The organism is Pelosinus sp. UFO1, from assembly GCF_000725345.1.
Taxonomy (GTDB): Bacteria; Bacillota; Negativicutes; order DSM-13327; family DSM-13327; genus Pelosinus.
In genome coordinates this window covers 4580179-4594411 of record NZ_CP008852.1, presented here as the reverse complement: position 1 = coordinate 4594411, position 14233 = coordinate 4580179, and the positions used below count along the sequence as shown (strand labels likewise).

The window sequence follows — 14233 nt, the reverse complement described above, 5'->3', positions numbered from 1 at the left end:
AACGCTGATAAAATTTGTTCGTAGAGTAAATAGACTTAGGCAATGATGCCTTCGCACCTAGTGCGAAGGCATTTTTTACGGAATCAGAAAGTATAACACTTTCTTGATTCCAAGTAAGAACGACTAAGGCTTCTGCCTGCGTCCGAGGACTTGGCACAAGCTAAGTCTTTTCTTATAAAAAGATACAGATAAAGCTGTATTAGCACTGAATCATGGCACGAGAGAAGTTATTATCGGCGGTGATGTGTCAATCGGGCAGGAGAATCCTTCAAACAAATAGAATTACTAGTGGAACAAGTAACGAATCAAGTTCATGAAATTACTGCCTCTATTCAACAAATGACTGGAAGCAACGAAAAGATAGTGAATGCAGTACAAGATATGAATGAAATTACGAAAACTACGTCTAGAGAAACCCAAAGCATATCTGCTGCAACAGAAGAACAATCTGCCTCCATGCAAGAGATTGCCTCTTCTAGTCATGCGTTAGCAAATATGGCAGAAGAATTACAAAAAACAATTAGAAACTTTTCAATATAGGATAAAGCAAAAGTCATATAATTACCCCCCGACCATAGGCACGGGGGGTAATTATATGAAAAGGAAGCCTATCAGTAGATGGGCTAATAGATAGCAGGAGAGTAGCATGAGATTATTTATTGCTGAAAAACCGAGTATGGCAGCAGAACTTGCAAAATGTCTACCCGGTCCGTTATTTCGTAAAGATGGATATATCGAAACGGGTGGTGGGGTAGTTACGTGGGTATTTGGTCACATTCTCCGCCAAGCTGAACCAGGGGAATATGATGAGAAGTATAAAAAGTGGCGAGCTGCTGATTTGCCAATTATCCCCACAGAATGGAAGCTGCTAGTGGCAGATTCTTGTATGAAGCAGTTTATGATTATTAAAACATTAATCGCTAAAGCATCTGAGATCGTTCATGCAGGTGACCCTGATAGAGAAGGGCAGCTATTAGTTGATGAAGTACTTCACTATACTCAAAATGAAAAACCTGTCATGCGAATCCTAGTGAATGCATTAGATGAGAAAAGTATAAAAAAGGCTCTGTCCGATCTAAGAAATAATAAAGATTTTTATAATTTGAACCAGTCTGCACTCGCCCGTTCTCGTGCGGATTGGCTTGTTGGTATGAATCTTTCTCGTGCCTTTACCCTAGCTGCCCAAAGCGCAGGGCATGAGGTTACACTGCCCATTGGGCGAGTTAAGACTCCTACCCTTGCCCTTGTTGTGCGGCGGGAAAGAGAAATAAAAGAGTTTAAGAATGCAGATTATTATTTAATCCGAGCAGATATAAAGCATGAAAATGGTTCTTTTAAGGCATTATGGAAACCACAAGAGGAACAACAGGGGCGAGACTCTGAAGGACGTTTAATTGATCCTTTAATTGCCAAAGCGTTAATTAAAAAACTAGAAGATTCCAAAGAACAAGCTTTGGTTGTTTCCTGTGATACAAATGAGAAGAAGGAACCACAGCGACTGCCTTTTTCCTTATCTGCTCTTCAGGTTATGGCAGGGAAAAAACATGGGTATGATCCACAAGCAGTCTTAACCGGTGCCCAAGCTCTATATGAAAAAAAATTAACATCGTACCCTCGCTCTGATTGTGATTTTTTACCTGAATCACAACAAGCGGATGCCGCTGTCATCCTCGCGAATTTGAGTGGTAGTCAGCATAGTGATCTGATTAAATGGTCAGAAAAAGCGGATATCTCAATAAAAAGTCGTGCTTGGAATGATAAGAAAATTACCGCCCATCATGCGATTATTCCTACGGAAGTACCCTGTAAGATCAATGCATTACCAGAAGTTGAGCGAAATCTCTATCTTCTTATTGCACAAGCCTACATAGCCCAGTTTTACCCTGTCCACGTTTATAATCAAACAAGAGCAGAAATCGAACATGCAGATGAAACATTTATTGCTAACGGCAGGGTTATTGTAACTATGGGCTGGAAGGAACTCTATGGTGGCGAAAGTAAAGAAGATGAGGATGAGGATAATAAAACGTTACCTGCAATGAAAAAAGGTGATACCGCAGAATTTATTGGTGTCACTGCTGAGAAGAAGACAACCAAACCGCCAATCCGATTTACTTCTAGTACACTACTGCAAGCTATGAAGGAAATTCACAAATACGTGAAAAATCCAGAACTCAAAAAGCATCTTAAAGATGTTTCTGGAATTGGGACAGAAGCTACTCGTGCTTCCATTATAAAGGAATTAACAGTACGGTCCTTTATAGAGGAGAAGAAGAAGTATCTGTATCCTACCGAGGCGGCCTATCTGCTGATTGATACCTTGCCTGAGGAATTGACCTATCCAGATTCCACAGCGATCTGGGAGATCATTTTTAATCGTATGGTAGACGGTAAGGCTGAGCTAAATAGTTTTATTGATCAACAAACGAATTTTATTACAACTTTGTGCCAAAAAGCAAAGGAAATTCCAATAAAAAATTACGATAGTAATGCGAAACTATGTCCACGATGCAAAAAAGGTGTGCTGAAATTACGTAATGGTAAGAATGGAGCGTTCTGGGGTTGCACTAGATTTCCAGAATGCCGAGGAACTTGCAATGACAAAGATGGGCAACCTGAGTTTGGATAATAGCCTTCAAGAAAAGGCAACACCTCTCTATTACCTACAAAATGTGCAACTATTAATATGAAAAGCTGTCGAAAGAGGCAGGATTTTAACTCTAAATTGTAGTAATATAGTAAATGTTGCTAAATGCATAAAAATACAAATTCTTTTACTATATAGCTTTTGAAAGCTGTATAGGGAGGTTATCATGAAAAAAGCTAAAGTCCTATTGGTTGATGATGATGGAATTGCCCTATTGGTACATAAGAAGATGTTGGAGGGATATTCTCATGTCATAACAGCAACGAATGCAAATGATGCCTTAGAATTGATAAAGAAGGATCCGTCGATTGCTGTAATTGTATCTGATCAGTACATGCCTGAAATGAATGGGATTGAACTATTACAAGTTGTACGCACAATGGCACCTGCTATGGTTCGTATTATGATTACCGGCTTTGCAGATTTAGATGTTGCAATGCAGGCAGTAAATATGGGCAATGTTTTTCGTTTTTTAATGAAACCTTGTTGCAAGGAAGATTTGGTGCTAGCGGTATCGGACGGGATTGATAAATACTGGAAGATAACTGGGGGGGCGTTAGAACACGAAGTACTAACCGAACAGTTGACAGAGAGAGAACGAGAGGTTCTCATCATGTTAGGTAACGGCTTTACAAGCGGAGAGATTTCTTTGGCTATGGGAATTACCATTGGTACTGTTAAAACACATGTAAACCATATTTTTGGTAAGTTAGAGGTTAACAGCAGAATTAAAGCGGTAGCCCGAGCAAAAAAAATTGGCATTATATAAAAGAAAGTTATTTTGTTTTGGGGGATATCTATATAAAGATGTTCCCATTTTTATTTTGATATCTATATCCTTTGGATGATGTAATTTTGAAATAATTAATCTATATTAAGAGTAAAAATGATTTTGGAGAGACGTATGAATGTAGAGCTTACATTACTATTTTTGCTGTCGGGAGCCTCTTTTTCGATTTCATATTATATTTGGCGAAACCAATTTGTATATGGATTATGGTTGTTTTGGAGTATAACCTTCTTAGGGCTTATGTTAGATGTCATTGGAGTTTTTATATATAAAGGCTGGGATAGTGCAATGATAAGCATAGTTGCAGCATTTCTATATATAGTAGTTACTAGCGTTCTTTCTTTTAAGTTTGTTGCCGTAGTACCAACAGCTAAAAACATAATATTTGAAAATATGGGAGAGGGCGTAGTTGTACTTGATACTAAAAATCGGATACTCGACATAAATCATAGGCTGGAAAAGATAGTAAACATTAAAAAAAGTGATATAGTGGGAATTCCAGTGGAAAAGGTAACATCTGAATGGCTGAAACAAGCTATTCAAGGTGATGGCCCTGTGCGTTATTCTATTACGCTGCAGCTTGGAGATGTCTATTATGAGGTTAATTCTAAGTTATTAGAGCATGAGGGGAAGGTAGTTGGCAGGGTTGTTGTATTATCGAATATTACAAGTCGTATTTTGGCGGAACAACGCCTAGGACAGTTGTTGCAATCAGAAGAAAAACTACTGCAGACTGAAGTGCTAGCTCATATGATGTTTAATCATCATCAAGCTTTGATGATGATAATTGAAAGTAAGACAGGGCATATACTGGAGGCTAACAAAGCGGCAGAAAACTTTTATCAAATTCCTTTAGTTGGACGCTTAACCTCCGAATTGCTTGAGGTACCTAACAAAGTACTAGAGCAGGAAGTAGAACAATATGCTAAGGTTGGAGAGTATCAGTTTACGACACGGCATAGGCTCGCATCCGGTGAAGTAAAAGATTTATCGGTACATCTGACAACAAAGGTAGTTGGCGAGATGATATTATCCTTTTCAATTTCGGAAGATATTACGGAAAAACTGCAATTGGAGAAAGCGTTGCGAGAAGCCAAAGAAAAAGCAGAAAATGCAAACCAGGCGAAGGATAATTTTTTGGCGATTATTAGTCATGAACTTCGTACTCCGATGAATGGTATCTTAGGTATGGCAAAACTGGTATTGGGAACGAAATTACAACCTGACCAGCGGGAAAGTTTAGAATTGGTACTGGTTTCGGGAGAAAAACTATTAGGTTTGTTAAATGATTTATTGGATTTAGCGAAAATAAAAGATGGGAAGCTAGAACTGGAATGTATTTATTTTTCATTGCAGGATATGATGAATGAATTCGGTAGGCTTATAAAGATAAAATCACGAAAAAAGGGTCTACAGTGTATGATCCATATTGAGGATGACGTACCAACAGGATTGTATGGTGATCCTAGGCGTTTACAGCAAGTTTTAATGAATCTAGCAGATAATGCAGTCAAATTTACGAAAAGTGGATTAATTGCCATTACTGTTAATGTAAAGCAACGGCTTGATGGGACGATAAAACTCTTGTTTACTGTACGGGATACGGGGATCGGTATTCCTCAGGACAAGATTAATGTTATTTTTCATAAGTTTACACAGGTTGATTCATCGACCACACGTAAATATGGTGGTACTGGTTTAGGGCTTAGCATTGTAAAACATTTAGTAGAAAGTATGGATGGGGCGGTATGGGTAGAGAGTAGCTTAGGAAAAGGCAGTTCTTTTTATTTCACTATTGACTTTGCCGTTTCTAAGAATATCCCTGATAACAGCCTCTTAGAACTGGGTTCTCAGGAGAGCAATAAAGAACATAAAAATATTGAACCACTGAAGATTCTATTAGTTGAAGATGAATTTATTAACCAAAAAGTGGCTATAAAAATGTTATCAAATCAAGGCCATATAGTTACCTTAGCGAGTAATGGGCGTCAAGGGGTAGAACTATTTTCTGTAGAGCACTTTGATGTAATTTTTATGGATATACAAATGCCGGAAATGGATGGAATCCAAGCAACCGCAGCGATTCGTGAAGTAGAAAAAAGGGCCGGTGGTACTAAACATATTCCTATTGTAGCTATGACGGCTTATGCCATGAAAGGGGATCGGGAGCGTATGCTAGCTGCAGGATTGGATGAATATGTAAGTAAACCCCTAGATTTTGATTTACTTACTTCCATATTAACAAAAATCGATCAAGAGAGGTATGGTAGCGGGGTGAAGGATGATATAACGAACTCAACTGAGGACGAAGATGTCTTGAATAGTGGCTATCTGGAGCAACTCATGACTTTATGCATGGATGACGTAGAAACAGTTAGGGCTGTTATTAGTTGCTTTCTAGATAATGGCGCCCAATATATGGAAAACATAGAAAAAGCAGTAACGGAAAAGGATGCAATACAATTAAAATTGAGTGCTCATCGATTAAAAGGCGCAGCAACTTATTTTGGCAATCAGACAGTGGTAGATTGTGCTGCTCAGCTAGAGAAGATGGGAAATGACAAACAACTAGCAGAAATTGAAATGGTTTTTGAGCAGCTTCAAAAAGCTACAGAAGAATTAAAATTAGGGTTAAAAGAGGCTTGGGATGTTTTAAATCAAAAAATATAAAAGAAACACACGGTAAAACCGTGTGTTTCTTTTTATATTAGATTGTTAGTGCTGTATTGGATCTCCTGAGAAGACCTTTAGAATTTCAAAATTAAGTTTTTGTGTTTCCAATATAGCAGTTACTTTTGCGTCAATATGCTGTAGGGTAATAATGAGATCATCTTGATTGTCCGTGGCAAGAAGGTCAATGGTTGCATGTATCTTCTTTAGTTCCCCTGAAGTGAGTTCTTCTAGATTGTGTAGACGCCGGTCAATGTTCTCCATTGTTGTGAGTAATTTGTTTAATGTTTCTTCTTTCATGTGATCCACCCTGTCTTTATCAAGTCTTAATCTTGTACATTAGCTGGAAATTAGTATTTTTGTCGATTTATTGTACATTTTTTATGCTCCAACGTCAATAATTATTCGAATCTAAAAGGGAATAAAGTAAAGGATGTAGCTGAAGTAAGCTCTAGCCACGTCAAATATTTTTTACGGAATCAGAAAGTATAACACTTTCTTGATTCCAAGTAAGAACGACTAAGGCTTCTGCCTGCGTTTGTGGACTTGGCCTAAACCAAGTCTTATCTTATGTCTTTTGGATCCAGGATTGCAATAGCTCCTTCTTCACCAGTACGAATTCGAATGGCATTTTCAATAGGGTAAATAAAGATTTTTCCATCTCCGATTTTACCCGTAGAACACACTCTTTTTACTGTTGCGACTACCTTTTCGACAGGGACCTCACATACTACGATTTCTATTTTGATGCCAGCTAAAAGGTTAATATTATATTCCTTACCCCGATATATTTCCGTATGACCTTTCTGTAAACCGCAGCCAAAGACTTGACTCACAGTCATACCGGTAACGCCAATGGTATTTAATGCCTCTTTTAATTCTTCCAATTTACCAGGACGAGTGACTATGTCAATTTTGGTCATTTTCATTCATTATTACCACCTTTTTATAATAAGTTATGGTTTTGGTGGCCAGATTCCCCAATTTAGGTTTGTCAATTCTCGCGCAGGGTCTTCATTGCCGGAGAAAGCAAGAGGAGATCCGGCTGTTAGATCTTGATAAATGTAGCCTCGTTCACCATGTTCTGTAAGATCAAGCCCTACAGATTCCTGATCGGCATCAACACGTATTAGGGCAAGAGCGCTGACGATTTTGAGGATAATATAGGTTGCGGCTGCTGCGAAGAGTAAACTCGCTCCAATGCCGATTAATTGTATAGTTAATTGATGAGTGTTGCCAAGAAAGAAGCCGTCTGCTCCTGCTGGGTTTATCGCTTTCGAAGCAAATAAGCCAGTAGCAAAAGTTCCCCAAATGCCGCCAATGCCATGGACGCCAAAAACGTCAAGAGAGTCGTCGTAACTAAATTTTGCCTTTAAGCGGCTAACGGATAAGAAACATAAAACGCCTGATATACCTCCAATAAAAGCGGCGGGCAGCACATCGACGAACCCTGCTGCAGGTGTAATAGATACTAGCCCGGCGACGCCACCACTGACGGCACCTAAAACAGTTGGTTTACCATGATACAGCCATTCGGTCATCACCCAAGTTAAGGTGGCTGCTGCACCTGCAGCGTGGGTAGTAACAAAAGCATGTACCGCCAAACCATTGGCACCGAAGGCACTGCCTGCATTAAAACCTAACCAACCAAACCATAGTAAGGAGGCGCCGAGAACGGTCATAGGAAGGTGGTGGGGGAGAATAACCTCAGTATTATAATCCTTACGTTTTCCGATAAAGATCGCAATGATAAGTCCGGATATACCTGATAAGATTTCGATCACCGTACCACCAGCGAAATCTAGGAGCCCCATTTCTCGTAGCCAGCCACCTGTGCCCCATACCCAATGAGCAAAAGGATCGTAAACAAAGGTGGCCCACAGGAGAGTGAAAAGAATAAAAGCGGGGAATTTCATCCTTTCGGCAAAGGCACCACTGATTACAGCTGGGGTAATAATAGCAAACATAGCCTGGAAAATCATAAAAGCCATATGTGGGACCGTCGCTGCATAGTCCGTATTCGGCACTTGTCCGACAGTAGCGAGACCTAGCCAGGAAAAACTTCCAATTAAGTGGTTTACATCAGGGCCAAAGGCTAAGGTATAACCAAATAATATCCATTGAACTGAAATTAGGCCAATTAGAAAAAAACTTTGCATAATGATACTCAATACATTTTTAGCCCTCACCATACCGCCATAAAATAATGCTAGGCCAGGCGTCATCAACATAACTAGTGCGGCGCATGTTAATAAAAAAGCAGTGTCACCCGTGTCGATTTTGGGAAATTCACTAGATACCGAGGCTTCTGCAAAGGCTGTTGTCGTAGTAAACATCATAAAGAGAATATAGGTACCTATTCTAATAATTAGCTGTTTCATGCCATATTCCTCCTGGTTTATAGTAGTAACGTAAAGATAAAATTAAATAAAAAAGGACAAAGGTGTCCTAAGGAGTATTCCTTAGGACACCTTTGTCCTCAATAAGTAGACAATATTCTGCGGTGTACGCAAAACGTTGTCTACTTGTTTACTATAAAAGTTATAAATAGAATATAGCAGGATTTTAAGAGCGTGTCAATTAGATGAAGAAAGAATATATTGTAAGGTTAATGTAATCCTAATAGAGAGAATCTAATTTTTGACTTAAGAAAAGACTTGGCTTGTGCCAAGTCCTCGGACGCAGGCAAAAGCCTTAGTCGTTCTTACTTGGAATCAAGAAAGTGTTATACTTTCTGATTCCGTAAAAAAGAACCTGACAGCTAAAACTGTCAGGTTCAAAAGGAGGATTATCGTTATGATAGAAAATGCTAGTAAAACAATGTTAGGATTTGATCTCTTGAGGATCGATGATCGCAATATCCCCTTCTTCGCCAGTGCGAATTCGAACGGCATTTTCGATTGGGTAAACAAAAATTTTGCCATCCCCGATTTTTCCTGTACGACATACTTTTTTGATCGTTTCTACTACTGTTGTTACAGGTACTTCGCATACGACTATTTCAACTTTGATGCCAGCTAAAAGATTAATGTTATATTCTTTGCCGCGATACACTTCCGTATGGCCTTTTTGTAATCCGCAACCAAACACTTGGCTGACTGTCATACCTGTAACGCCAATAGCTGCTAAAGCTTCTTTCAACTCTTCAAGCTTTCCAGGACGAGTCACAACATCAATTTTGGTTATTTTCTGCATGTCACTTTACCACCTTTCCGATTCATTATTTAGAATGTGACGCTTGTAGAATAGGGTTTGCTAGTGATTCTTTTGATTGATCAACAGCAAGAGAGAAGGCTAAAGAAGAACCAGCGGTTAAATCTTGATAGGTATAACCACGTTCGCCATGTTCGGCGATATCAAGGCCAATATCTTCATGGGTTTCATCAGAGCGAACTTGCATAAAGATACTAATTACTTTTAAAAGAATTAAGGTCATACCAGCTGCAAAAACCCAAGTAACAGCAACACCAATTAATTGAGTAACAACTAAATCTGGGTTGCCGAAGAATAATCCATCAGCACCTGCTGGGTTTATTTCCTTAGAAGCAAATAAGCCAGTAGCTATGGCGCCCCAAGTACCACCAAGGCCATGAACACCAAAAGCATCAAGTGCATCATCATAACCAAGTTTTGCTTTAACTATACTAACGGCACTGAAACAGATGGCGCCACCCGCTAAACCAATAATGATGGCAGGTACTGTACTAACAAAGCCTGCAGCAGGAGTTATGGCGACAAGACCTGCAACACAACCGCTAGCTGCACCTAAGATTGTCGGTTTGCCATTGACTTTCCATTCTGTTAGAACCCAAGAAATCGTGGCTGCAGCTGCTGCAACATGAGTAACAACAAAAGCACTAGCTGCAAGACCATTGGCGGATAATGCACTGCCTGCATTAAAACCGAACCAACCAAACCAAAGAAGAGAAGCGCCGATAAGAGTCATTGGCAGATGATGTGGCAACATAATTTCCGTGCCGTATCCTTTGCGTTTGCCAATAAATAAAGCAACTACCAAACCAGAGATACCTGAAGAAATATGAACTACAGTACCGCCAGCAAAATCTAGAACTCCCATTTCACGCATCCAACCACCTACGCCCCACACCCAGTGAGCTAGAGGATCATAAACAAAGGTGGCCCAAAGAAGAATGAATACAGCAAAAGCTGAGAATCTCATACGTTCTGCGAAGGCGCCAGTAATTAAAGCTGGTGTGATAACGGCAAACATGAGCTGAAAGATCATGAAGGCTAAATGAGGGATAGTAGCTGCGTAATCAGCATTTGCTGTTTGCCCCACATCGTTTAAGCCAAACCAGGCAAAGCTGCCAATAAAGTGATTAATATCAGGCCCAAAGGAAAGTGTATAACCCCAAAGTACCCATTGTACAGAAATAAGTCCAATAATAAAGAAGCTTTGCATAAGAGTGCTGAGTACGTTTTTAGTTCTGACCATACCACCGTAAAATAAGGCTAAACCAGGTGTCATGATCATAACAAGAGCCGCGCTTAATAAAACGAAAGTAGTATCACCTGTGTCAATTTTAGCGACTTCGGCAACCGTTTCTGTTGCTTCAGCGAATACTGTTACAACACTAAGTAACATCATAAGAATAGCAGTACTCATAATAGTAAATAGCTTTTTCATGTTAAAATCCTCCCATTTTTGTTATAGATAATTTGTTTTATATTTCCGAATGGAAAGAAAAAAAGCGCCTAAAGGTAGTAACACCTTTAGGACGCCTTTGTCCTAATAGACAGAAAAACCTCCGCAAAAAAATGCGAAGGCGTCATTGCCTATTAATATAAAATTTATTAACTGAATTATATCAGTACGTAGAGATTGTGTCAATAGAAAAAGATAATAAAAGTATTAAAGGGCGCAGACAAAAGAAAATAAAAAATCCGAACAAAAACTAAATATTTATATATAAAATTCGGAAAAAATAAGTTATAATATTTGTTGGATTCCAAGCAATAAAAATGGTAAAAAGAGTTCTGTAAGAAAAATTTAAAGCAGGTTTATGTATGTATTCTAGTTAAATATAATAATATGAAGGAGTCAATAATGAACAATAACTATGATGTAGCTATTATTGGTGGAGGGCCTTCGGCAATTTTTGCAGCCTATGAGTTAGTAAGTAATAATCCTTCAATTCGTGTAGTTATGATTGAGGAAGGTCATGATATTCACCAAAGGAAGTGCCCTATTTCAGAGAAGAAAGTGACCCATTGTATCGGTTGTAAACCTTGTAATATAATGAGAGGATTTGGTGGGGCAGGTGCTTTTTCTGATGGGAAATATAACTTTACCAGCGAATTTGGAGGCTGGCTTAATGAATATATTTCGGATGCGCAAGTGGAAGAACTAATTGATTATGTAGATTCTATTAATTTGAAATATGGAGCACCAACAGAGTTTTTTACGACTAAGAATAGTATCATTCGTAAAAAAGCCATCGCTCATGATTTACATCTTTTGCAAGCGAAAGTTCGACATTTAGGTACAGAGAATAATTTGGAAATCTTAAAATGCATTAACGAATTACTGAAGGATAAAATTACCATATTATTTAATAAGCATGTAGATGAGTTTAAACAGCAGGGGGAAAGCTTTATCCTTATCCTGCAAGATAGTGATGAGGTTATTGAATGTGATTATTTGATCGCGGCTCCTGGTCGTGCCGGTTCAGAATGGTTTTCTAAAAAGTGTAAGGATATGGGGATGACAATTTCTAGCAATCAAGTAGATGTTGGAGTGAGAGTTGAAATTCCAGCAGAAGTGTTTCAACATGTTACTGATGAGGTATATGAAGCCAAATTAGTATATCGAACGAAACAATATGGGGATTTAGTACGTACTTTCTGTATGAATCCCAAAGGATATGTGGTAGCAGAAAATACAGATGGCATCATTACTGTGAATGGACATAGTTATCGGGACGAAAAATTGCATAGTAAAAATACTAATTTTGCATTATTAGTAAGTAATCGTTTTACCGAGCCTTTTAATGAACCTCATCAGTACGGTAAGCGGATTGCCTCTTTTTCAAACATGTTAGGCGGCGGAGTATTGGTACAACGATTTGGTGATTTGATAAAGGGGCGTAGAACGAATGAACATCGTCTGGCCCAGAGTTTTACTAAACCGACACTTGCTGCAACGCCTGGAGATTTAAGCTTAGTTCTGCCTAAACGTCATTTGGATAATCTAATTGAAATGATTTACGCCTTAGATAAAATTGCCCCAGGTATGGCAAACGATGATACACTACTCTATGGTGTAGAAGTGAAGTTTTATAGTTCTCGTTTGAAATTAACAGAGGAGCTAGAAACACAGATTCCCAATATGTTTGGTATTGGAGACGGAGCTGGCGTAACGAGAGGGCTGTCTCAAGCCAGTGCCAGTGGTGTATATGTAGCTAGAATCATTAAAAAGAGAATGGAAAAAAGGTCATAACAAGTAGTGAGGGGGGGGATTCCTTTTAGAAAACAACGGAAGTCCCCCTATATATAAATACCTATAAAAATAAATAAATAAATAAAATTTATTTGACATGTGAAAAAATAAACAGATTTCATTGCAAAAAACTATAACTAATATAGCTTTTTGCTATAGTGAAAAAGTGAGTAAAAGTGAGATTGGGTGAGGAAAAACGACAAAATAGCAATAAGATTCACCGTGAGTACTAGTGAATCTTATTTATGAATATGTTATTGTTATACTAAGAAGATGGAGGTGCATATATATGCAAAATGAAACGGCGGTAAAAAAGCCTCATGTTGTTATTGTTGGTGCTGGTTTTGGTGGAATCCGCACAGCAAGGGCTTTAGCAAAAAATGATGTAAAAATTACTCTTATTGATAAGTATAATTATCATTTATTTCAACCCCTGTTGTATCAAGTCGCTACTGCTGGATTATCTGTGGATGATATTGCTTATCCCGTTCGTGCTATTTTTAGAGATCAAAAGAATGTAGATTTTCGTCTAGCGGAAGTATCAAATGTAGATTTTGAAACTAAAGTTGTTACGATGAACACGGGCCAAATTAGTTATGATTATCTAGTGGTAGCAGCAGGCGGTATGACAAACTATTTTGGTATGGCTTCGATGGAGAAAAATGGCTTTGGCATGAAAACTCTTGATGAGTCTGTTGAGATTCGTAATCACGTGTTACGTATGTTTGAATTAGCCGCTCATGAGAAAGATGCAGATAAACGTCGTGCTTTACTAACTTTTGTTATTGTTGGTGGCGGTCCTACTGGTGTAGAGTCAGCGGGTGCCCTTTCCGAGCTGATTTATCATGTAATGGTTAAGGAATACCATAATATGAATTTCAAAGAAGTACGTATTATGTTAGTCGAGGCTTCCGATAAGCTATTAGCAACTATGCCAGAAGAATTACGAGACATTACAGTAGAAACCTTAATCCGCAAACATGTAGAAGTACGGATGTGTGTTCAAGTTACAGAGTATGATGGTGAACGTATGAGCCTAAAAGGCGGCGAAGTCATTCCGACTTACACTGTGATTTGGGCTGCTGGGGTAAAAGCTAACAATTTAATAGATACCCTAGACGTAGAACAAGCTAGCATGCGCAGAGCGATTGTTAATGAATACTTGCAGCTACCTACTCGTCCAGAAGTCTTCATTATCGGTGATGCAGCACATTGTATGCAAGGTGAACGTCCATTGCCGATGGTGGCTCCTGTTGCTATGCAGCAAGCAGATGCTACCGCTAAAAATATAAGAAACATAATTAGAGGCAAAGAACTTAAGAAATTTGTCTATAAAGAGATGGGTAATATGGCTACGATTGGTCGTAATGCTGCTGTCGTACACATGGGTAAATTTAAGACTCATGGTTTCATTGCTTGGGCAATTTGGTCTTTTGTTCATATTTTACGCCTAATTGATTTCCGTAATCGGGCAGTTGTCTTTGTAAAATGGATGTGGGATTATCTTGTTTACGAACGAGTAGTACGTATTATTACCCGGCAATAATATAAATAGTAACGGGCAGGAGAAAACTGTTTGTTACTATTTTCTTTTCGTCACAAGATAGATCTCATACAGCCTTAGATATAAATATATCGTTTCTAGTTAACCCTCATTTTCCTCCAA

General features: G+C 38.7%; 11 protein-coding genes. 6 read left to right on the top strand and 5 right to left on the bottom strand.

Annotation, left to right across the window (positions count from 1 at the left end; genetic code table 11):
• The first annotated feature begins 288 nt into the window (after window positions 1-288).
• From UFO1_RS21640 to UFO1_RS21625, 4 genes are all read left to right on the top strand, one after another.
• Window positions 289-540 (top strand): methyl-accepting chemotaxis protein, encoded by a 252-nt coding sequence (locus UFO1_RS21640; RefSeq protein ID WP_038674146.1) that lies wholly within the window; start codon window positions 289-291, stop codon window positions 538-540.
• Between the two features lie 106 nt (window positions 541-646).
• Window positions 647-2629 carry a DNA topoisomerase 3 gene (locus UFO1_RS21635; RefSeq protein ID WP_038674145.1) on the top strand — a complete coding sequence of 661 codons (1983 nt, stop codon included), beginning with the start codon at window positions 647-649 and terminating at the stop codon, window positions 2627-2629.
• Window positions 2630-2813: 184 nt separating this feature from the next.
• Window positions 2814-3416, top strand: a complete 603-nt coding sequence (locus tag UFO1_RS21630; RefSeq protein WP_038674144.1) for a DNA-binding response regulator — start codon at window positions 2814-2816, stop codon at window positions 3414-3416.
• Between the two features lie 135 nt (window positions 3417-3551).
• Window positions 3552-6107, top strand: a complete 2556-nt coding sequence (locus tag UFO1_RS21625) for a PAS domain-containing hybrid sensor histidine kinase/response regulator (RefSeq protein ID WP_038674142.1) — start codon at window positions 3552-3554, stop codon at window positions 6105-6107.
• A 45-nt stretch (window positions 6108-6152) separates the two neighbouring features.
• On the opposite strand, the gene UFO1_RS21620 is transcribed toward UFO1_RS21625, so the two are convergent.
• From UFO1_RS21620 to UFO1_RS21600, 5 genes are all read right to left on the bottom strand, one after another.
• Window positions 6153-6407, bottom strand: a complete 255-nt coding sequence (locus tag UFO1_RS21620; RefSeq protein WP_038674140.1) for a hypothetical protein — start codon at window positions 6405-6407, stop codon at window positions 6153-6155.
• 263 nt (window positions 6408-6670) lie between these two features.
• Window positions 6671-7036, bottom strand: coding sequence for a P-II family nitrogen regulator (locus tag UFO1_RS21615; RefSeq protein ID WP_038674139.1), 366 nt, complete (start codon window positions 7034-7036; stop codon window positions 6671-6673).
• 27 nt (window positions 7037-7063) lie between these two features.
• Window positions 7064-8488 (bottom strand): ammonium transporter, encoded by a 1425-nt coding sequence (locus UFO1_RS21610; protein WP_051789047.1) that lies wholly within the window; start codon window positions 8486-8488, stop codon window positions 7064-7066.
• Window positions 8489-8930: 442 nt separating this feature from the next.
• A complete protein-coding gene (locus UFO1_RS21605; RefSeq protein ID WP_038674137.1) occupies window positions 8931-9302 on the bottom strand; it encodes a P-II family nitrogen regulator in 372 nt (123 codons plus the stop codon).
• Between the two features lie 25 nt (window positions 9303-9327).
• Window positions 9328-10755, bottom strand: a complete 1428-nt coding sequence (locus UFO1_RS21600) for an ammonium transporter (protein WP_038674135.1) — start codon at window positions 10753-10755, stop codon at window positions 9328-9330.
• A 420-nt stretch (window positions 10756-11175) separates the two neighbouring features.
• On the opposite strand from UFO1_RS21600, the gene UFO1_RS21595 reads away from it, so the two are divergent.
• Window positions 11176-12567: an NAD(P)/FAD-dependent oxidoreductase gene (locus UFO1_RS21595; RefSeq protein WP_038674133.1), complete on the top strand. Its 1392-nt coding sequence runs from the start codon at window positions 11176-11178 to the stop codon at window positions 12565-12567.
• Window positions 12568-12856: 289 nt separating this feature from the next.
• Window positions 12857-14113: an NAD(P)/FAD-dependent oxidoreductase gene (locus UFO1_RS21590; RefSeq protein ID WP_038674131.1), complete on the top strand. Its 1257-nt coding sequence runs from the start codon at window positions 12857-12859 to the stop codon at window positions 14111-14113.
• The last annotated feature ends 120 nt before the right edge of the window (window positions 14114-14233 follow it).

What these genes read in the sequence shown, in the direction of transcription:
- UFO1_RS21600 (WP_038674135.1), bottom strand. Translation starts at nt 10,755, where the DNA reads ATGAAAAAGCTATTTACTATTATGAGTACTGCTATTCTTATGATGTTA.
- UFO1_RS21605 (WP_038674137.1), bottom strand. Translation starts at nt 9,302, where the DNA reads ATGCAGAAAATAACCAAAATTGATGTTGTGACTCGTCCTGGAAAGCTT.
- UFO1_RS21630 (WP_038674144.1), top strand. Translation starts at nt 2,814, where the DNA reads ATGAAAAAAGCTAAAGTCCTATTGGTTGATGATGATGGAATTGCCCTA.
- UFO1_RS21625 (WP_038674142.1), top strand. Translation starts at nt 3,552, where the DNA reads ATGAATGTAGAGCTTACATTACTATTTTTGCTGTCGGGAGCCTCTTTT.
- UFO1_RS21610 (WP_051789047.1), bottom strand. Translation starts at nt 8,488, where the DNA reads ATGAAACAGCTAATTATTAGAATAGGTACCTATATTCTCTTTATGATG.
- UFO1_RS21615 (WP_038674139.1), bottom strand. Translation starts at nt 7,036, where the DNA reads ATGAAAATGACCAAAATTGACATAGTCACTCGTCCTGGTAAATTGGAA.
- UFO1_RS21620 (WP_038674140.1), bottom strand. Translation starts at nt 6,407, where the DNA reads ATGAAAGAAGAAACATTAAACAAATTACTCACAACAATGGAGAACATT.
- UFO1_RS21635 (WP_038674145.1), top strand. Translation starts at nt 647, where the DNA reads ATGAGATTATTTATTGCTGAAAAACCGAGTATGGCAGCAGAACTTGCA.
- UFO1_RS21595 (WP_038674133.1), top strand. Translation starts at nt 11,176, where the DNA reads ATGAACAATAACTATGATGTAGCTATTATTGGTGGAGGGCCTTCGGCA.
- UFO1_RS21590 (WP_038674131.1), top strand. Translation starts at nt 12,857, where the DNA reads ATGCAAAATGAAACGGCGGTAAAAAAGCCTCATGTTGTTATTGTTGGT.